Source organism: Anaerotruncus sp. G3(2012) (assembly GCF_000403395.2).
In the GTDB taxonomy this organism is placed as follows: Bacteria; Bacillota; Clostridia; order Oscillospirales; family Ruminococcaceae; genus Anaerotruncus.
Window position 1 is genome coordinate 108,884 of the sequence record NZ_KE159678.1, and the last position, 19,915, is coordinate 128,798.

The 19,915-nt window shown below is 59.2% G+C and carries 17 protein-coding genes and 1 pseudogene; all 18 read right to left on the reverse strand.

Annotated features, from left to right (window positions below):
* Nucleotides 1-92: 92 nt before the first annotated feature.
* The 18 genes and pseudogenes from C814_RS19710 to C814_RS19775 all read right to left on the reverse strand — a co-directional run bounded on the left by C814_RS19710 (nt 93) and on the right by C814_RS19775 (nt 19,845).
* Nucleotides 93-455, reverse strand: a complete 363-nt coding sequence (locus C814_RS19710; protein WP_016317211.1) for a SpoVG family protein — start codon at nt 453-455, stop codon at nt 93-95.
* Between the two features lie 44 nt (nt 456-499).
* Nucleotides 500-1,258 (reverse strand): DUF3849 domain-containing protein, encoded by a 759-nt coding sequence (locus tag C814_RS19715; RefSeq protein WP_016317212.1) that lies wholly within the window; start codon nt 1,256-1,258, stop codon nt 500-502.
* Nucleotides 1,248-1,754: a hypothetical protein gene (locus tag C814_RS19720; protein ID WP_016317213.1), complete on the reverse strand. Its 507-nt coding sequence runs from the start codon at nt 1,752-1,754 to the stop codon at nt 1,248-1,250. The genes C814_RS19715 and C814_RS19720 overlap by 11 nt, the downstream gene beginning before the upstream one ends.
* Before the next feature lie 22 nt (nt 1,755-1,776).
* Nucleotides 1,777-2,598, reverse strand: a complete 822-nt coding sequence (locus tag C814_RS19725) for a DNA adenine methylase (RefSeq protein WP_031219931.1) — start codon at nt 2,596-2,598, stop codon at nt 1,777-1,779.
* Nucleotides 2,599-2,606: 8 nt separating this feature from the next.
* Nucleotides 2,607-2,933: a hypothetical protein gene (locus C814_RS19730; RefSeq protein WP_016317215.1), complete on the reverse strand. Its 327-nt coding sequence runs from the start codon at nt 2,931-2,933 to the stop codon at nt 2,607-2,609.
* A gap of 295 nt (nt 2,934-3,228) precedes the next feature.
* Nucleotides 3,229-3,855: a hypothetical protein gene (locus C814_RS19735; RefSeq protein WP_016317216.1), complete on the reverse strand. Its 627-nt coding sequence runs from the start codon at nt 3,853-3,855 to the stop codon at nt 3,229-3,231.
* 14 nt (nt 3,856-3,869) lie between these two features.
* Nucleotides 3,870-5,291 carry a hypothetical protein gene (locus C814_RS0105640; RefSeq protein WP_016317217.1) on the reverse strand — a complete coding sequence of 474 codons (1,422 nt, stop codon included), beginning with the start codon at nt 5,289-5,291 and terminating at the stop codon, nt 3,870-3,872.
* The gene (locus C814_RS19740) at nt 5,291-6,400 is read right to left on the reverse strand and encodes an antirestriction protein ArdA (RefSeq protein WP_016317218.1); all 1,110 of its coding nucleotides are present in this window, start codon (nt 6,398-6,400) and stop codon (nt 5,291-5,293) included. The genes C814_RS0105640 and C814_RS19740 overlap by 1 nt, the downstream gene beginning before the upstream one ends.
* Complete coding sequence (locus C814_RS19745; RefSeq protein ID WP_016317219.1) at nt 6,393-7,691, reverse strand: DUF4314 domain-containing protein; 1,299 nt, start codon at nt 7,689-7,691, stop codon at nt 6,393-6,395. Before C814_RS19745 ends, C814_RS19740 begins: the two co-directional genes overlap by 8 nt.
* Nucleotides 7,692-8,879: a DUF4240 domain-containing protein gene (locus C814_RS22590; RefSeq protein WP_016317220.1), complete on the reverse strand. Its 1,188-nt coding sequence runs from the start codon at nt 8,877-8,879 to the stop codon at nt 7,692-7,694. It lies immediately after the preceding gene.
* Complete coding sequence (locus tag C814_RS19750; RefSeq protein WP_022788574.1) at nt 8,872-9,885, reverse strand: hypothetical protein; 1,014 nt, start codon at nt 9,883-9,885, stop codon at nt 8,872-8,874. The genes C814_RS22590 and C814_RS19750 overlap by 8 nt, the downstream gene beginning before the upstream one ends.
* Nucleotides 9,885-11,195: an LPD28 domain-containing protein gene (locus C814_RS24695; protein ID WP_022788575.1), complete on the reverse strand. Its 1,311-nt coding sequence runs from the start codon at nt 11,193-11,195 to the stop codon at nt 9,885-9,887. The genes C814_RS19750 and C814_RS24695 overlap by 1 nt, the downstream gene beginning before the upstream one ends.
* A 56-nt stretch (nt 11,196-11,251) precedes the next feature.
* Nucleotides 11,252-15,205: pseudogene (locus tag C814_RS22600) on the reverse strand (SpaA isopeptide-forming pilin-related protein); the annotation flags it as partial.
* A gap of 54 nt (nt 15,206-15,259) precedes the next feature.
* Complete coding sequence (locus C814_RS22605; protein WP_016317224.1) at nt 15,260-15,955, reverse strand: CAP domain-containing protein; 696 nt, start codon at nt 15,953-15,955, stop codon at nt 15,260-15,262.
* 80 nt (nt 15,956-16,035) lie between these two features.
* Entirely contained in the window at nt 16,036-16,794 is a 759-nt protein-coding gene (locus tag C814_RS0105660) for a class D sortase (protein WP_016317225.1), read from the reverse strand.
* Nucleotides 16,787-17,839 (reverse strand): hypothetical protein, encoded by a 1,053-nt coding sequence (locus C814_RS19765; RefSeq protein ID WP_016317226.1) that lies wholly within the window; start codon nt 17,837-17,839, stop codon nt 16,787-16,789. The genes C814_RS0105660 and C814_RS19765 overlap by 8 nt, the downstream gene beginning before the upstream one ends.
* A gap of 214 nt (nt 17,840-18,053) precedes the next feature.
* The gene (locus C814_RS19770) at nt 18,054-18,509 is read right to left on the reverse strand and encodes a hypothetical protein (RefSeq protein ID WP_016317227.1); all 456 of its coding nucleotides are present in this window, start codon (nt 18,507-18,509) and stop codon (nt 18,054-18,056) included.
* A gap of 10 nt (nt 18,510-18,519) precedes the next feature.
* The gene (locus C814_RS19775; protein WP_016317228.1) at nt 18,520-19,845 is read right to left on the reverse strand and encodes a S1 RNA-binding domain-containing protein; all 1,326 of its coding nucleotides are present in this window, start codon (nt 19,843-19,845) and stop codon (nt 18,520-18,522) included.
* Nucleotides 19,846-19,915: the final 70 nt, after the last annotated feature.

Genomic DNA, 19,915 nt, shown 5'->3' on the forward strand with positions numbered 1-19,915 from the left:
TAAAGATTATGAGATATCCGTCTCATCTGCTGAGACTATCGTCAAAATTTCTCATTTCCATACCTTGCTTAAACGCTTATGAATACAGCTTCTTACATTTTCATTTCCGGGGCAGGCGGGGCCTCCTGACTCTCCTGCTGCCGCAGGGGAATCTGGGTCAGCGTCTGCTGGTAGGCGTCCAGCACCGCCTGGTGGAACTGCTGGTGGAACTCCTTGGTGCAGGGGAAGCAGATGTCCTTGTAGCCGTCCCTGCCCTTGTAGCTGGGCAGGGAGACGAAGGGGCCATTGCTGCCGTCCACGACCTTGATGCCCCGGATGGCGAAGCATCCGTTCAGATTGACGGAGGCGTCGGCCAGGACGGGGCCGCTGGCGTGGAGGGAGTGGATCTTCACATCCACCTGCATGGGGAGGGCCTCTCGCTGGGGAGCGGGGGCCGGGGTAGGGGCCTGTTTCATTGTCGGTTCCTCCTTAAAATGTAAGAATTTTTGATATAATGGGATCACTCCATAGTCATGCCGTCCATGGAGTGGCCGATGTCCTGTTCCTGCTGGACACCGCGAAGTTCCTCCAGCTTCTCCCGCGCCCAGTCCGGCAGATACTGCTCATCCAGAACGCCAGCGAAGTCGGAGCGGTTCCAGCGGGTCTTTTCGCCGTCGCTCAGGCAGGTGGCGTAGACCGCCTGACCTCTGGCGTGGGGAGAACAGCCAAAGCCGCCTTCCGCCAGCCAGAGCATATTGCGGGGGTCCCAGCAGCTCTCCCGGAGCGTGTCGGGACACATCACCAGCACTTTGCCCTTGTAGTCCTGCTCCAGCGGGTTACCGGCACAGTGTTCCAGGCCGAACAGCCCCAGCGCCTGGTATGCGTCCCTGGCCTGTCCGATGAACGACTCCAGCAGTCCCGCGGCGGTATCCACCGCGTAGCAGCGGTTATATTTGCTGTCCTGGGGAACAAAGGTTATCCTGCCCCACTGGTAGGTCTCATCGCTGACCAGATGCTTGCAGGCCGACTCGCGGAACTCCTGCAGGGAGTTGGCGAGAACGAAGTTTACATGCTTAAAGCCGAACTGTTCCAGCACAGACTGGGCGCAGCCCTCGGCCAGCGACTCGTCCGCCGCGTTGAAATGATCCCGGACAGCCTGCTCGATGGCTCTGGCGCAGTCCACATTCACCCGAAAGCTGTCCTCGTGCATCTGCGTCTGCCTCAGACGGCGGGCGTCGGCGCGGGAGTAGGGGTACAGATAGGGAAAATCAGCCGCCATAGACGGTATCCTCCGCGATCAGATGCTCCTCCAGCCTGCCCAGGCAGGCGCCCACCACCATGAAGGTCTCCAGCAGATCCGCCGGAAGGTCCCGCAGGTCATAGCGGTGTTCCGCCGCCAGAACCGTAATGGTGTGGGCCTCCTCGTCCACCTCGGCGCACAGCTTGGCCCCATCGGGGATGCCGGCGGCCTCCCGCAGATACTCGTTCACCTGAACGATTTCCTCCTCGAAGTCATTGTAGGGGCAGCTGTCCTTATCACAGTCCTCACAGGGGCCGCAGACCTCCGACAGGTAGTGGAGCAGCTGGGCCGACGTGCTCGTGAGCTGTTGGACAACGGCCAGCAGCTCCGGGGCGCTCATCCGCCCTTTCAGCACCAGCATGGCCCCATCCAGGGTGTGGTACTCCACCTTGTCGCCGGCGTTGAACCCGGCCAGCCGTGCGGCGGTCACTGGAAGCAGGAGACCCTTGGGTGTGATCTCTTTGATGAATTTCATGTGATATTCCTCCGATTTCTGATTAAATTTCCTGTCCGAAATCAAACAGGTTCAGCTGTGTGGCGGCACGCTGCCGCACGGTCATGTCATAGTTGGCGATGAACACCTCGGCAAACTGGCAGTTGGGGTCGTACCGCTGCTTGATGTTGTTCAGCCGGGTCACCGCCTCGATCTGGATGCCGGGAGCGTCGTACAGCTCCCGGACAAAGGCGTCGTCATTGTAGGAGAGCAGGAACTTCCCCTCAATGGACAGAAGGGCGTCCCGCAGGCGGATGTGGTCTTTTTCTGTAAATCCGTCCTCCCCGATGTTCTGGTAGTACCCCTCGGTGGCATGGTAGGGCGGGTCGCAATAAAAAAGGCTCACCGGGCGGTCGTACTGCCGGATGAGCTTCTCAAAATCTTTGTTCTCCACCACCACGTCCTTCAGACGCCGGTGGGCCTGCTCGATGAGAAGGAAATTGGCCCGCATGTCATGGGGCTGGCTGCCGTAGCTGGTGAGGGCGGAGGCGTAGCTGTAGCGGATGATCTGATAGAACCACGCCGCCCGCTGGACGTCGGTGGTGCGCTGGCGGCGCAGGGCCAGCCGCACCCGGTCAAAGTCCTCACGGGAATTGAGAACATATTTCAGGGCGTTCATCAGCAGATCCGGCTTGTCCCGGACACAGCGGTACAGGTTGGCAAGAAGGCTGTTGAAGTCGTTGTAGACCTCAAAATCCCTGCCGGGGGGCTTGTGGAACAACACCCAGCCGCCGCCCCCGAAGATCTCAATGTAACGTTCATAGTACAGAGGGAACCTCTGCACCACCTCCTCCCGCAGCGCCTTTTTGCCGCCGACCCAGCTCATGAAGCTGTTCAAGGGCTGTCACCTCCCGGGATGCGGAGCTGGGCGGTGTCGAACTTCTCCAACGACTGGTTCAGGCCCCGGATGGCGGCGGCGATGCCGCTGATCCGGTGGGTCATGTGGGCAATGGTGGCGCGTACCTCCTGCTCCGCGGCGGTATAAAAGTAGCCGTTGGAGCTGCTGGCGATGGGGATGCCCCTGCGCCGGAGCCGGTTGACCGCGTCCCGCAGTTCCTTGCCCCGGACGGAGAAGGTCCGCTCCAGTTCCCGGCTGGTAGCGGCGCTGCCCTCGCCCAGATGGTACTGCCGCAGATATTCGGCCAGCTGTTTATCCTCCATGATTCCTCCTTTCCGGGGCCGTTTTTCCGAAAAAGAGCACAAGCGGGAACCCCACGGGAGCCCAGCGAAGCGGGTCCCGTGGGGAGAGGAGAAGCAACGGAATGAGCGAGCTTTCGGGCCTCGCCCGGAAGCGAGGGATATGGAGCTTGCGACGACGAAGGAGCCGCTTGTCCCTTTCGGTAAAACGGCCCCTTGATGCTGATTCGTTATTGAATGAACTGTCTGGCATGGGCTGTGCCCATGGAACACCACTCCTTTCCTCTGGCGGTCCAGTCACTGCATGGTCATGCCCTGCTCAGGTGAGTACCTGGCTGGGCGTTTGTATGGTTTCCACTCTCCGGGTGTGGACAGGATCGGTCCACATCTCCTGGAAACCCGCCACGATGGACTCACAGGCTCCAAGCCCACTGTCCAACGCCTCCTGATTGATTTCGGAGAACTGGCCTGCCAAGTCAATGATATAGTTCTCCAGCCCGATAATAATATTTTCTTTCCTGCCCTCACTCAGTTCCGGCACATCGACTCCGTTTTGGGCGGCGGACACCGCATCATCAAAGAGGGCGCCATAGTGTTCTTCCCGCACCACTGGATCATCGTCCTCTTCGAAGGGGTCAGGCCAAAACGCCGCAAGACCGCAGATGAAATCCCGCAGGGCAGGGAGTTGTTCACCGCTGCCATGAGCGGCGAGACAGGCCCCATGTCCGATGAGTCCGTGCAGACAAAGCCGTATCTCCTTGAACCGCGCGTGATAGAACTCATCTGAAAAGTTCCAGCCCTTGAGTTTTTTCGGCGGGATATTTCCGGCAATACAGGCCAGCGCGGGACAGGACTGGAGTTTTCTTGAGAGCGGCGATCCGGGGTTTCGCATGTGCCCCATGATAAAATGCCGCACACGGGGCTTTCCAGGCTCGATCAGTAACAATTTACCTCTTCCTTTCACTGCATGGTCATGCCCTGCTCAGGCGGGGACATGGCCTCATTCCCGTGGACGTACAGTCCGGTGCTGCCGGATGTGTAGATGCTCTCGAACTCGTGGGTCAGGGCGGCGTAGGCGGTGAAGTCGACGCAGCGGTCGATCACCTTTTTGTCCAGGCCCTTCTCCAGCAGTTCTTTCTCTGCCTTCTCCCGGAAGCTGCCGATCTCTACGAACTCATAGCTGTCCAGGCGGTCGGCGATCTCCACCGCCTCCTCCAGACTGGCACAGTCCTCCGATTCCATCGCCGCCTGGAGCTGCCGGAGGCCGCATTCGCCGCGCCCGGCCAGAGCCTCCGCAATGGCGGCTCTGGCTGCGGCAGCATCCTCCGGGGCGGCCTGGCTGGACATCTTCTCCAGCATGGGGACGGCTTTCAGCACATCCTGCTGGGCCGGGGCAGTAAAATCACGGACAAATTCCTTGCCGTTGCGTGTCAGATAGCCGGTTTCACTGCCGGCCTCCATGTATCCGGAACTCTCCAGCAGATCTTCCGCATAGGCGTCCAGATCAATATTACCGGACCGGATCAGCTCCTCCGGTACATGATAGGTGCGCAAGTTGTTTGCGGCAAATTCCTTTACACCGTCACGGGGTACCCACTCGTAGCAGTGGAGGTTCTGCGCGATGTCCAGGGCAAATTTCAGGGTACGGCAGTCTTCATACTCCAAAGCGGCGGCAAACTTGTCCAGCCAGTGCGCTTTGCCCTGACCCTGCTCAGCCAGAACATAGCCGAGATTATCCCCATCCCGAACCAGATCGGTAATGCTGGAATACTGCTTCGTAAGGTCTCCGGCCTCGGGGAGAATACACCGGGCTTCCAGCAGAGTGCAGTCCTCCAGAGACTTGACCCGCAGCTCGTCCAGTGCCAGCACGACCTCGTCCGCGTCCTCCGCCATTTTGCCGTCATATCCCGGCAGACGGAGCCACACGCCCTCGGGGACCGCAGGGGAGGCCAGCTTCAGCTTGACGCTCCAATCGCTGTCCTCCGGCAAAAACGCGTTCTTTCCGGAGTAAGCTGGTTCTGCTGCCTTTTTCGGATATTCCACATAATAGCCTCCGATGAACAGTCCGGGGTGCTCATCCTCAAACTCCTGCCCGATGTGATCAAAATCCACATAGGGCAGGACGTCCTCCGGCAGGCTGGCCGCTCCTTTCTGGCTGTACTTGCCCAAATCCTCATAGCTCCCAGCCGGATGGAGCGTGCAGTCGGGCAGGCTCAAAATACTCTTGATGGCGTCAGCCGCCTTTTCGGGTGGATACCCCATCGAGACGGCGGCGAGGGCGTAGCTCTCCCGGACGCTTAACGTCTCCAGCTGCTCCTTCAACCACTCCTGTTCCTGGGGCGTACCGGGCAGTTCCAGGAATTCTTTGAAATCATTCATCATCACTTCATCTCCATTCCGCCCTGTTGGGGGCTTTCTTCCATACCCTGGACCGGCTGTCCGTCCGAACGCTCGATCAGGCCATAGGGAGTCAGAACGCCGCCGCACTTTTCGATCAGCGCCTGTCCGTACTGGTATAGATTCAGGTGTGGGGCGAGTGTCGCCGCGTCCGGCTCACAGAGGATAAGAGAAAGCTCCCCCTTCGCCACTTCGATGGGGGAGCTGTACTGGGGGGAGAAGACGTAGTTGTCCAGCGAGTCCATGAGCGCCCCGGCGCTCAGGATGTCCTTGCAATCTGTGGCTTCCAGCAGGGCCTTGTAAGCGGTCAGGGCCTTCGGCTCCAGCCCTGCCAGTCTGCGGGCCAGCAGGTCCACAGTTTCCATTCCACTGGTCAGACCGATGAGTGACGGCGCGGTGCAGTCCACACAGCGCACCGGCTCCGTCCCCATGGGAGCGTTGGCCGGGTATGGGAACTCCACCCGGTTTCCGTCATATGTCTCAGCCAGGATGGTGTACGCGGGTTTTTTCGGCGTGAGATCCAGGGTTTTGTAAACCTGACGCGGTTCGCTGTGCCGCTCCACATAGCCGAAGCCGGTAAATGTACTGCCCTCCGCCTCCCGATGGTTCTTCCCAATCTGCGCGTAGTCCAGCAGTTCAAGCGTGGCGTCCGGAATAGCGTCTGTTTCCGGGATAAACCCGTTCTCCACAAGGAACCTGCCCAGTTCCTCATCGGTCACGGCATCCTCCAACACATGGCAGCATTCCCCGCTGTAGGCGTAGTCGATCAGGCTGCCAATGGGGATCGTTTCCACGCCTTTCTGAATATCCATGCAGACCAGCCCCTCGAAGACAGCCATACCTCGCGTGTCCAGCTCTGCCAGCCGCTTGGCCAGGGCATTGAGCGGGAAGATGTCTGTCTCCTGAATGCACTCGTTCAAGTAGTCGTATCCCTCGACAGCATGGAACTCCAGATACGGGTGCTTTCCGTCCTCCAGCCGGAGCTGTTCCATCGCGTCGAGAAGTTCGTAATCCGTGGCTGGCAGATCCAACTCCACTTCCTGATAGGCTCCGTTGGGGCTGCTGAATGTGCGGATATGGAATACCTTATCCAAGAGTCATCCCTCCCATCGGCGCTCCAGCCTCCATATCGGTGGGGGACTGGAGGGTCTGCTCATAGGTCCTGGGATCAGCGGCAGGGCAGTCCCAGCCATGCATAGACCCGGCCTCCATTGCCAGCCGCTGGGCGCCGGTGACGCCGAGACGCTGGTTGTTGTAGTCCGCCAGCTCCCGGTTCTGGGCGGGGACGCCGGTATCCCAGTCCGAGGGGTAATAGCCGCTCTCGCCCCGTTTGATACAGATGAGCGCCCCAGTGCTGGGCAGGACGGAAAAGCACAGTTCCGGCAGTCCCTCCGCCAACTTCTGTTCAGAAGCCGCTTTTTTCATCAGCGCCTGTTCCTGGATGTAGTGCCTGGGATCAGCGGCGGGGGAGTCCCAGCCACGCAGGCAGCCGCCCAGCATGGCCTGCTCTTGAGCCTTGCTGATTCCGCGGCATTGATTGCGGTAGTCCGCTATGTGCCGGTTCAGACCGGGTTTCTCACTGCTGTTCTCCGACACCTGATAGCCGGCGCCTCTGGTAATGCAGATCAGGGAGTCATCCTCCGGCAGGACAGAGAAGCACATATCCGGGAGCCGCTCAGAGAAGTGGGGATCGAAGCGGTCCTGCTCCGGCATGATGCTCCAGTTCTTGCTCTGCCACAGGTGGACATACAGCTCACAGCCATCTCCGATGCCAATATCACGCTGCTCAAAGCCCTCGCCCCAGCCATCAGACATCTGCCCGCTCAGATAATCAGTCAAAGTGTCCAGTTCCACAGGGGTCAGCGCTTCTGCTGCCTTGCACTCCACTACCGCCCAGAGCCGGCCTTCCCGTTCCTCTGTAGTGAAGAGAGCAGAGCGGACCTTGCGATCCACGGCATCATCTTTGCCGTACCAGTGCATAATGCCGCGCTCCGCTTCTTCCGGCATCCGTTCCCGGATCAGGGCGGCCAGGATGCTGTCCGCATAGTGGCGAAGATCCCGCCCGTCCAAAGGAGTACCATCCTCATCCATTCCGCCGTATTCATCGGGTTCAAAGAGTTCCGCGGTCATGGGGGCGTACAGCTTCAGCGTCTGGAGGGGCGGGGGCAGGACAGAGAAGCTGTCCGCCCCCAGCACCAGGTTCAGGCTGCGGCCACTGTCCCAGTTCACCAGAAAGTGGCCGGCGTCGTCGATGCCCTTCAGCGTCCCCATGCTCCCTGGCTCCACCGGGTGGGGGTCGTCTTTCATCTCGCGGAGCTTGATCCGGCTGCCCACTGGAAACTGTTCCCGCAGAAAATCCAGCCATTCTTTTGGTATCCGGTCCATTTACATTCCCTCCATTTTTATATCAGTTTGCGGCCCGTTCCTCTGCGGGGGCCCGCCCTCACGCGCCTTTTGAATGTCCGGACAGTCGGAGAACCAAATTGTGTGATGAGACTTCAGATGGAACTCCACAGCGCACGGTTCCAAATACTTCTCACACAGGCGGGGAAGATACTCCTCAACCTCATCCCATTCGTAGGGATAGTCGACGCCTTCTCCATAGGTAATACCTTTTTTTAACTCCGCTACCAGTGCTTTGTATGCGTCCGGGTCCGTGTTTTCATAGGCGTCCTTGCTGGTCAAATGCTTCATCGTTTCGTTTCCAGTGTAGAGTAATTCCTCAAACTGGCAGCCTCCATAGGCTTCCACATCTGCCAGAGAGTCCGGATCAGCCAACGCCGCCATGTAGACCTCCTCGCCCTGGGCGATGAGCCATGCCCGGAAGTCGATGAAGCCGTCGTCTGAGCAGCCGTTTTCACACATCAGAGAGGCAGCGGTCCACAGTCCATACTGATATGATAAACTCATGTATCCGTCCATGATATGGGTGAAGTCCTGTGTCTGCTGGGGGCCGCGGGCAATGAGCTGACTGGTCAGCCAATTGATGGATGAGCCCATATTCTGACCGCATTCTTTCTTTGCCCCGGCAATCAGCTCCCAGAAATCGGACTTGCTCATTTCCATACCGGCCTGCAGCGGCTGAGGAGAGGATGCTTCCATTCTCCAGTCCCTTTGCAGCTCGGATGAGAGCGCATCGCACTCAGCGATCCACCGCTCCAGACCGCCACAGTCCATCATCTCCTCAGCATACAGCCGCAGTCCATTCAGGATATCTGTTTTTGTCTGCGCACTCAGCTCAGGTGCGCCGCCGGAGTCTCTGGCGGCGGATACCGCCTGATCGAATGTACTGCCGATTTGCTCCACCATCTCCCGGTATCCCTTGGGTGTGTCATCCTCAGCCAATCCCCAGAACTCAGCCATATCTGTGAGCAGTCTGCGGAATGTGGGCAGCTGTTCTTCCTGACCCTGTGCGGCAAGCCGGGCGGCGTGTTCCGTCAGGCCAGCGATGCACTGGCGCATCGTGTTTTTATATGCCTGATACTGCGGCTCCATCTGAGCGAGAAGTTCATCGACGGTATAGCCGCGGGTGTTTTCGCCCTGGGCCGGCGATGTCTGTTCTCTGTTATCCAAGCTGCATTCCTCCCATTTCAATACGTTCCGCCATATCCTCAGCCTGGATAGGCGGCGTCTCATAGAGCGTCTTTTTTCCGTAGGTAATTCTGGTGATGTCCTCCGCACAGTAATTGGCGCCGCGGCCAAACAGCCGCTCGAACTCCTGACGGTCAGCGGCGGCAATATGGCTGGTGCTGTAGGAGTTGTAGCGTCCTCTTAACGGAGTAGTTCCTGTCCTGAAAGACAGTTCTTCTCCATTTTTCTGGACAGTAACGGTCACCGTCTTGGCGCCGCTGGTTTTGATGGCCTCTGATATCGCCTTGACCCGGTGGAGGGGGCTGTCAGTATTTTGTACTATCGCCTGATATTCCGCCACCAGAGCATCGTTTTTCAGAAATTGCAGGAGGAATTTCTCTTGGTTGATTTTAATATGCTGATCCGCCTCTGTTTGAATGAGGCCCTCCGGATTCTGGAGCCAGGCCATAAAAGTGGCCTCCGGCAAATTGCCCAAGGTGTAGCCACTGTGAAACTGTCCATCTGGCTCGCTGCCGCGAAAGAACCAATCAATGGCTTCCCTGTGCGCGCCATCCTCCAGGTATTCTTTCAGCTCCCGCGCCGCCTGCCAGCTGGTGACCTCTTGGACAGACAGGTTGTTCCGGTCGTTGGCGATAGTTTCCTCCACGCACTGGTTGATTCTGCCGCATATCTCATCCACCACAGAGGGGATGGTCTTGGACGCAAACGGGACCTGTCCGTCTATGAGAATCGTTGTAAGGCTTTCTGACAGATACAGTGTCTTTTTTCCAATATCATGTACGCCGCAGAACGTCAGACCATTTCTCCAGGAAATACTTCCGTCTGCCTCAACGGCGGTTTGGTATAGATAGTCAACAGGCCTCTTTTCAATTTTGAGGAGCATCGTGACAGCCTCCTCGCCCTTGTATATTGTTAAAGGCGTCTTTCCCCAGTACAGCCAGCGTTGGAAATCATCACGGGAAACCGTACATTGAACAAGGTCTTTCATCAGGTGATTCCCCCCATCGTCATGCCGGTACCACCGTAGTCCTCGATCTGGCGGGGATTCTCCTCCCCATACAGGCCGCAGAGCATATCGTCCACGGCCTTGCGGACTTCCGGGTTATCCGTCAGGGTTTCACAGCGGAAGCCGGTGGCGGCATGGCAGGGCAGCTCCTCACGGACGGCCTGGAGATATTTCTCCGGGTCAGTATAGTTCCACCGTTCCCCGCTGGCGAAGGTGACCCGCCCGACAGCCGGGCTTTCGTCCAGTACCTGCCGGAGACGGGCGGCAGCCTCCGCCGTCACCGGGTCATCCTTGAATTCGTCCATCCTCAGCCGGTCTTCTGACAGCCACTCCCGGCCATCCCAATGGATGGCCAGATCCACCGCGGCGATGCCGTCCTTGGTGACCCCCAGCCGCTTGTCCTCGCAGTCAAGACCGGCGTATAACTGTATGGCCTCCTCCAGCGGGAGCTGGTGGGTCACTTGCCGCTCAGGCGTGTTGATGTGTTCGATCACATACCACTCATAGCTATGGGGGAGTGTGGGATCAGCGGCGTTTTGGAGCGACTGGCGCCCCTGTTCCGTCAGTCCCATCTGCTGAGCCTGTTTATCGAAACAACTGAGGTAGCACTGGTAGTCGCCCTCTATGGGATTGCACCGCAGACGGTAGAGATACCGTCCTGTCTCCAGCGTGAAGCCGTAGTTCTGGCAGCAGGAGCCGCCGGCAATGGCGCCCTTACTGCCATAGCAGTACCGCCGCATGGAGGGGAGGTCTTTCAGGACGCCCTTGCGAAGATCGTTCACCACCTTGTCCAGCTCATCCCGGAACTCCTGGGTGTTCAGCTCCTCGGGGCCTCTGGGCCACCAGGTATGGTAGAAGCCCCCGCGTCCGTTGTGTCCGAAGTCGATGCGGACATGGCCGATGGCCCCCAGCTCCTCATCCTTCTCCGGCGTCTGAGCATAAAAAAGCCCCGCATCCTCGGGAGATGCGGGGCACAGCTGATGGCGGACAGGCGTTTCAGGGCAGCGGATCTTTTCCTCAGCACAGAACTCCGCCAAGCAGGGATTTGTACCGGTCATCTGGAACATATCCCTGACCAGCCGGAACTGGGAACGGGCTTTTTTCAGCGGCAGACAGGAGAGGATCGAGCCGGCATGGTTTTCCTCCGCCAGATCCACCAGCGCGTGGGGTTCGTCCGGATGCCGGGCTGTACCACGCAGGTCGTAACAGTACCAGCCCTGGGGCACATCCTCACGGGGGATGGGCGCGGCACTGTACAGCACCGAGGCCCCGAACAGGCGAGCCCCCAGCATTTTGTCCTTGTAAATATTGATTTGGTGGTCTTGCCCCAGAGGAGGGAGACCTCCTGGACCGTGCTGTCCAGCACATAGCCGGGTTTTGCCTCCACCTCCTGGACATAGTAGGTCCCCTGCTCCATGCCGGTTAGATGGATCTGGCCCAGCTTGTTGGTGGAGAAGGTCCCCAACTCCCGGCCCAGACGGTCGGACACTTTGAACCTGACCCCCTCGATGGGCGCCTTGGTCTCGGCATCGATCTTCACCAGCTGCAGGTGGGGATAGGGCTGGTTACGGTATTCCACCAGGTTCAGCTTATCCGAAGCCACCTCCACATTCCGGAGGGCGTTGTCCAGCTTGTAGCCGTCCAGCGTCCGGGTCTCGGTGACGACATACCAGCCCTCCTTCATATCGGGGACGAAGATAAGCCCGGCGTCATCGGTGACATAGATGCCCACCGGCTCGCTGTTCAGCTTGGTGATCTTGAACTCCACGCCCTTCATGGGCAGGCCGGTGACCGCGTCCACCTTCTTGATCTGAAGGCCGGCCAGCGGCTTATTGGAAAACTCCAGAGTGGTTGTGCCATTGGGCCTCAGCACCGCAGTCTGCGGGGTCTTGTCCAGGATGTACCCGGCCGGGGCCGCGGTCTCATAAACGGTATAGGTCCCCGCCTCCAGGTCAGGGGTCACAAAGAAGCCCGCCGAATTGGTGACGAAATCGCCCATCCGCTCGCCGCTAGATTTTTCCACCCGGAATTTGGCACCCGCCAGCGGTTCTCCGGTCTTGGTATCCACCTTCTTGACCAGGATGGGATTGCGGGGCTGGTTCTCAAACTGGAGGGTGGTGGTCTTGCCCCACTCCACCAGCGCCTCCTTGCTGCCGGTGAGCATGATGTAGCCATCCGGCGCCTTTACCTCGGTGACGACATACAGCTCCGGGTCGATGTTCTCCAGGTAGATCCGCCCAGCAGCGTCGGTGCGGTACTCGCCCAGGGTCTTGCCGTTCTTGATCTGTACCTGGAAGGAGACCCCCTCCAGGGGCTGCTTGGTGACCGAATCGATCTTGAGGATCTCCAAAGAGGGCTTGTGCCGGTTCTTGATGATCAGTTCCGAGTCCTGCCCGGCGATCAGCTCGATATACTGGGGCTCATCGTTGAGGAGGTAGCCATCAGGCGCTTTGATCTCCTCCACAATATACCAGCCGGGCTCCAGGTCCTTTACCAGATAGGTGCCGTCTGCTCCGGTGGTCACATCCTTGTACTCCTTCGCGCCGTCCTTGGTGATCCGCAGCACTGCGCCGGGGACGCCGGAGCCGGTCTGCTCGTCCACCTTGCGGAGCAGCAGGTCGGGCTGCTGGAGGTTATTGATGATAAGGGGTACCGTCTTGCCGGGGATCATCTCCACATCGTAGTGCCGGCTGTCCAGCACATAGCCGGAGGGGGACCGCACCTCGGTGACGGTGTACCAATCGTCCTCCAGGTTTTCCAGCAGCACGGTGCCATCGCTGCCGGTTCGCACCTCCATATACTCCTCACTGCCCCGGCGGGAGACATGGAACACCGCCCCAGGCAGGCGCAGCCCCGTCACCTTGTCGATCTTCTCGATCAGGAGCTTCGGCTTGGGGAGGTTCTGGAATACCACAGTGATATTCCTGTTGACCGCCTCCGGCTTGATCTCAATGGTCTGGACATGATGCTCCTGGTCCAGCAGGTACCCATAGGGGGCCTGGGATTCCACGATGGTATAGTAACCGGGTTCCAGCTTCTGGATGGTCACGCTGCCGTTCTCGCCGGACTCCCAATCACCCAGGTAGGCTTTTGGGTCCTCCTCCGAGCCCTTGTACAGCTTGAAGATGGCCCCCGGCAGGCCCTTAGCATTGGTCTTATCTACCTTGCGGATCATCAGACCGGTCCAGGGCTCATTGCGAAATTCCACCGTCACCGTTTCGGTGTTCCCATCCAGAATGTTGACGGTGTGGACGGTGGTAGTCCCCATGTAAAATTGGGGCGGGGCGATCTCCTCCACCCGGTACTCGCCGGGGATGAGGTTGGTGAACACTGCCCGGCCGTCCGGCCCGGTGGTCTCGGTGTAGGACTGGCCCCCCTCGTAGGGCGGGGTGTTGGAGCGCAGCAGGGTCGCCCGGATAGATGCCCCCGCCAGCAGCTGGCCGGACTGGGCATCCTTTTTGATGGCCACCAGCTGGGTCTTCTTATCGTTGGGGATGTCGATGGTCTTCTGTTCGCCTTTGGCCACCGTGACATCATAGCTGGTCTTGGTGTTCATCACATACCCGGCCGGAGCGGAAAGCTCCTCCACGATGAGGGCGCCCGCCGCGGGCAGGTCGATGTGAATTTTGCCGCTGCCATCGGTGGTTTCGGTCCAGGTCTGGGCCGAAACATTGGGGTCGGCGTAGCGGATACGGAAGGAAGCGCCTTCCAAAGCAACGCCCTTATTGCCGGTTTCGTACTTGTAAATCTCCAGGGAGCAGGCTTCGGGGTAGTTGACAAAGCCAACCTCCACGATGTTGACTGTTTCGTTGGCCGTCACCGTGACCGTCTTGGGCGTGCTGTCCTTCACATAGCCGGAAGGAGCGGTGACCTCGGTGACAGTAACATCCACCTGGGTCTGCCCCTCCGGGATGGGGATGACAATGGTTTTGCCGCCGTAGGGCACATCCACCGCATCGTTGATATACCCGTCACACTCCACCTTGAAGATGGCTCCGCCCAGTGGAAGGTTGGTATCCCCATCATATTTCACGATGGTCAGGTATCCCAGACCGGGCTCCTCCGGGGGCGTCTCCGGGGTGTCGGGAGGATTGGGGATAAAGTTGTTGGTGAAGGCCATATAGCCATCGGCGGGAATCCCCTGTGTCTCGTCAAAGCTGGCCTTGGTCTGTTGGCTGCTGTTCCAGAAGATAAGGCCGGATTCCCCGCTGCCGCTGTGCCATTCCATATAGGCGTCCTGGTCCGGCTCGCTGTCCGATTCCACCGTTAGGGTGTCCCCGCTGACCGAGAAGTCGAAAGGCGCCCGGCTGGTAAAATCCGAGGCGTTAAGAGTCACGCTGGAGTTGGTGTTCTCAAGGTCGATGTTCCAGCTTCCACCGTTATCGGTCATCTCATGGATGGTGGGGTTATTGGGGTCGGGGCTCATAAAGCTGGGGATCTCGCCCATAGATTCCATGTCGGCGCGGATCTGCTCATAGTAGCTGCCCAGCCGGCCGGAGTTGGCGGCGATCACCGCTTTGTAGACGCTGCCGGAACGGGGTGTCTGGCCATAGCAGATCTCCCAGATGATGGCCTGGGCAGCAAAATATTTATCACCGTTGGAGTATCCGCCGCTGGCGGCGATGGCTTTGGCGATCTCCTTCTGCTGGGTGCTGCTCAAAGCACTGTAGCTGAGGCTGCCGGTAACAACAGTACCATTGGTCGAATTGAATCGCGCCGGTTCCACGCAGAAGGCGGCGCGACCATCCGCGGTGTACATCTTGTAGGCGCTGTAGGTAGTGCCGCCGCTGAAGGGATAGAGATGGCTCAGGCCGCTGATCTTCTCCATGTAGATGGTGGTGCTGCCGGGGTTGGCTCTGGCTTTCCGCATTCCAGAGGCAGAGGCCGAACCGCTGCGGACAGCTTCAAAGGAAAAGCTGTCCGGAGGGTCCAGACCGGAAGCACCCACGGTGGGCTCGGTGGGGAGGGGAGCATCGGCATCCCCCTGCAGGGATTCTCCTTCAGAATCTTCCGGCGGTTCCCCGGTATCCACCACCGGAGGCACCGAAACATCGGGCTGGGGCTCGGAGGAGGGAGGCTCCTCCTCACGGGGTTCTTCTTCCAAAGTGGGAAGATCCTCATCATCCTCGGTAACAACGGGGGTATCCTCCCCATAATCGGTGATGTTGCTGATTTCGCCGAGCCCTTCAAAAGCGTAGGCCGGGACGGCGGAACCGACAAGCATCATCACCGCCATGAGGAGCGAGAGGAATCTTGCAGGTTTTTTCATAGGCTGTGGGTCTCCTTTCCTGATTTTGGGCATCAAAAAGAGGCAGCCGCATCATTTGCGGTTGCCTCCAACTGTGGGGACGACTGGTTATTTTGCGAAAAGCTCCAGGACTGCAATGCCGGGGCCCGCCGGGGTCTCCCCCCAGGCAACGCCGATGCCGGCATATTTGTGGTTAGGGTCCAGCAGGTTGGCCCGGTGGGACGGGCTTGCCAGAAAGCCGTTTACAATGGCTTGGGGACTGCGGCTGGTGGACATGATGATCTCCCCAGTGCAGGTAAGCTCGGTATCGTACTCCCGGAAGATGGTGTCCGGGGTGGTGCCGTCCGGTCGGGTGTGGCTCAGCTTGCCGCCGCTTTCCCCCATCCGGGCCTGAGCCATCTGGGTGAGGACCGGGTCGGTCTCCAGGGCGGGCGCCCCTGCCTCGGCTCTGGCCTCATTGGTGAGACGCAGCACCTCGGCGGCAAAGGTCTCCAGGTCGTAGGGGAAGTCCTCCTTGGGATCAGCCGGTTCGGCAGATTCCACAGGCTGTGCCGTGGTTTCCGGCTCCTCCGGGGGCTGCTCCGGCACCCAGACCCAAATTTCCTCCGGGCTGGGCTCCACAGAAGACGGGGCCTCCACCTTGGGGCTCACAGGCTTTGTCTTGGGGGGATCGGGCTGCACCGGCTGGCCAGAGCCGGCGTAGGCTGCCTCGAAGCTGAACACCTCTGCGGCGAACGCCTCGGTGGCTGTGGTGGTGAGGATGCAGACCAGCATCAGGATGATTCCCAAGCGCTTTTTGAACATGAAAAACAGCTCCTTTCGTTTTTACGCTTACATCCTACCCATAGGAGCAAAGGGCGGAATTTGCAACAGCTTTCGGGAATTTATTTTACCTCGGCAGCCTGTACCACCAGCCTTTTGGTGGGCTGCCCGGAGATACAGGTGATCAGGGTGATCTTGTTTTCCCCGGTGCGGCCGAGATAGCTCCAGTCGTCCTCCGCAATCGTCTTGAAAAGCTCCACCTCATAGGTGCGCTCTCCCAAGCTGGTGGAATAGGTGAGCTTATCCCCCTTCTTCAGCTGGTGGAGATTTTTGAAGTACCCGTCGCTGAGGTCAAAATTGACATTGTGACCGCAGATGCCGATGTTCCCGTCCCAGCTGCTGGTGTGGGAGAAGTGGGCCAGCCCCTGGGTCATGGCCTCTAATTCCTCGCCCTGCTTTGCCGCAAAGACATTGACCGAAAGACCGATCTCCGGGATAGTAAGCACCCCCAGGCTGCCATCCTCCTGCTCCACCTTGTCGGGCAGGGTGAAGCTGTTGTAGGTAATGACCTGGTCCTCCTCCCAGATGGTTTCGGGGTCATGGGTGATAGAAGCGGTCTGGGCCAGCTGGGCGGCGGAGGGGGCGGGCTCGATCACCACCACCCCGTCCTCGGCGGAATAGGCTTTGTTCTGCTCCAGGTCAAAGGTCAGCTCTGCCGGGTCGGCGGGCTGGGCGGCATACTGGGGCGTTGTCAGATCGCTCTGCTCGAACTTTCCATTGACATGGGATACGATGGCTCCAATGGTAAGCCCCGCCAGGATAAGCCCGACGAAAAACCACAGGCCGTAGGTTTGGAAGAACGAACGCAGCTTCTCATACATTCTCCGTACCTCCCCCATCCTGCTCCATCTCCCTGGGCATATAGATTTTCGTTTTCTCCCTGGCCGGCCGGAGATCCCGGTTCTTCCAGAGGAACCAGGCGCCGGTTCCGGCTGCGCCTACCAGAATGATCGCCCCCAGAATAAAGAAGGGGGTACCGCCCCACTCGTTGGGCTCGTTCAAGGGCGAAAGCGGCTGATCCACCGAAGGAGCAAAGACGATGGAGTAGAGGACATCGCCGGGGACAGCTCGCTGTACCTGGCCGGTGTAGGTGGCGGTAGCGATATACTCGGTGGCCCGGCTGCCTGTGGCGTAACCGGAATATTGGGCAGTGGCCGTAAATCGGTTAGGGGTGAGCCGCCCGTTTGCCTCGCCGCAGCCCATGGTGGTCCAGTCCACATCACACAGCTGCAGTTGGATGCCGTTTTTGCAGGCGGTCTTGGGGATATAATAGGTGTCGTTGCGGTCCATCCCGGACATCTGCCGGGTCTCCGTCACCAGATACCGGTAGGGCTCCGTTTCCGAAACCTCCGTGATGATACGCCCCGCATCCAGCTGCAGCTGTCCCTGGTACCCATCCTCGTCATATGCGAGCGTGGGTTCAAACAGCTGGAGCAGCTTTGCCTCCTTGTCCGAATCGCTGGCAGCCGTTACCGTTTTGCTCACCGTCTTGGTTTCCAGCTCATCCGCCAGCGGCTTCTTGAGGACCTCCTGCACCTCGTACCGGATGCCGTTTTTCTCGAACTCCCCGGTGAGGCGGGATACCGAAGTATTTGCCGGAACCTGATAGGTTTTGATGATGAGCTTTTCGCCGTCTGTCTCTTCGGTGCGGATCTCAATGGGATAGAATCCGCCGTCGGGCTCGGCTGCCTGGTTTTCTCCGGAGAGAACTGAAATCACCGAGCCGCCATCCTCCTCATTTTCCGAATAGCTGACGGTGTAACCGGAGATTTCCGGCGTGCCAGGGGGTTCGGCCGCATAGGCCAGCGTTGGGGCCGCCGCCAACAGCATGGCTGCCAGCAGCAGGGAAAGCGCCTTTTTCACCATATAGGGATTACCTCCATTCTTTCGTTTGCCACAGTAAAAGGCTGCGGCTTTGTGCGTATATAAAAAGCACCGAGCCCAAAACGGGAGCGGTGCGGACATTCAAAGGGGCCAGCCGTTTGATACGGCCAGCCCCTTTGATTTGGAGGGAGGGATATGGAAGGGGTAAAAACTGCTTTTTTACCTGTACCTATTGTAACACGAAGGACTCTCCGCTTCAATTTCTATCTGTTCCCATCCTGCTCCCGCCGGACCTGCGGGCTGCTGTCAGAACACTTTCAAGTTGCTGGCAGATGTACCGGAGGCCCTGGCGAAACTCCCGGATGCCGCCCTCCAGAAGCTGGTCAAACAGCTCCTGGGACAGCCCCTGTGGAAAACAGATGATCTGCTTATACAGATAGATAACGCCGCCGGAGTATTCCAGTAGCTGGTGCAGTCCAGACAGAGAGTCTCTGTTCAGGCGGTCCAGGATGGAAAGAAACAGCGCCCGATCCTGAGCAAAGGGCAAAAGCTTGTCGGCGATGATCAAAAAGCCCTGTGTCCCGGTCTCCAAAGTACCGGCCAACACCACATATTCCTCCGCGCCCTTATGGAACAGCCCCGCGCAGGCTTCCTCCGCTTCAAAAAGGACCGGCATCTGGCGTTTCATCAGACAGAGGAGACTGCCCGCCATGCCGGCCTCCTTACAGGTGTTGTTTGATGATCCGGGTGATAATGCCAATGGCGATCCCCGCCTCCTCATCGATCCTGGTGACAACAAAGCTGACATCGTCCTTCCGGCAGGGAGTGCGCCGGTCGTGGACCGCCAGAGCTACCGCATTGACCCCCACATTCAGCCGCACATAGATGGCGTTGCGGTTGACATCGGTGACCTTGCCGATATATTTCCCCTGCACCACGCACTTCCTGATATTCTCCTTGGCGGGATTGGGGACCGTTTCCCGGATAGACGCCTGAAGCCGGATGTTTCCGGGATCGGAGCGGTCGATGGAAAGGAGCTTCACCAGTACCCGGTCCCCGATGCCGTAGTAGTCGTTGCAGTCGTCTACCCACTCCCAGGCCACCTCCCTGGCAAAGATGGGGAACTCCACCCCGAAGATCTCCACCCGGACCACCCGTTCACTGACCGCGATCACACGGGCCTCCGCCACGGTGCCCTCCTGGACCAGAGGACGGCCATCCCGCCCCGGAGTGAGGAAAAACTGCCGCTGTTTGCGGCGCATGGCATCGGCGCGGCTGGCTACCACCGAGCCGGAACGCCTGTCCAGCCCGGAGACGGTAAACTCGATCTCCGCCCCCATCATCCAGGAAAGGATCTGGGCATACCGGTTGTGAAGCTCCTTGTCGCCGCTCTCCCGGTGGTCCTCCAGACGGATGTTCATTTCGGTGGCAGGGATGACCACCCGCATATCCTTGTAGTAGACGATGGCCAGAGGCAGACCGGAGGAGGTCCGCTCCACCCCGCCCAGGATACCGGTCAGGGAGCGCTTGGTTCGCAGGGAGTTGCGAAGCTCCATCCAAAGATAGGCTTCCTTTTCTTCCACCGACTGTACCTTGCTTTCTTCATCAATGGCAAGGACCCTTGGAGCAGGGGCTGTGGAGGCTGCCCCCCTTCTGCGGGTGGGAGCCGAGCTGACGGCTGCCTCCTGCTCCGATGCTGCCGCAGATGCCCTGCGCCGCCGGGGGACAGGGGCAGGCGATTCGGCGGTAGGCGATTTCTCCGGTGAAACAGACTCGTCCGCCTGCGGGACATCCTGGGACTCCTCCGAAACGGAAGGAGGCGGTTCCTCCATAGAGGGGGCGTCTTCCAGCTGGGCATCCTCTTGGCCGGGAATATTGTCCACCGGTCCACCGCCGTCTTCTGTCGGGGGCTCAGAGATGACCCCTTCACTCTCCTCCGGCGGGCCGGTGAAGTTGTCGGGGGCCTCCAATGCCTCCTCCTGTGCCGTAAGGGATAATACCTCGGCTTCCTGGTTTTCGATTTCGGGAACTTCCTTTTTTCTGGGCATAAGATTCACACTCCTTAAAATTGATATATATTTGAAAGTGCGGGAAAAGCACTGTCAAAGCATTTGAGGC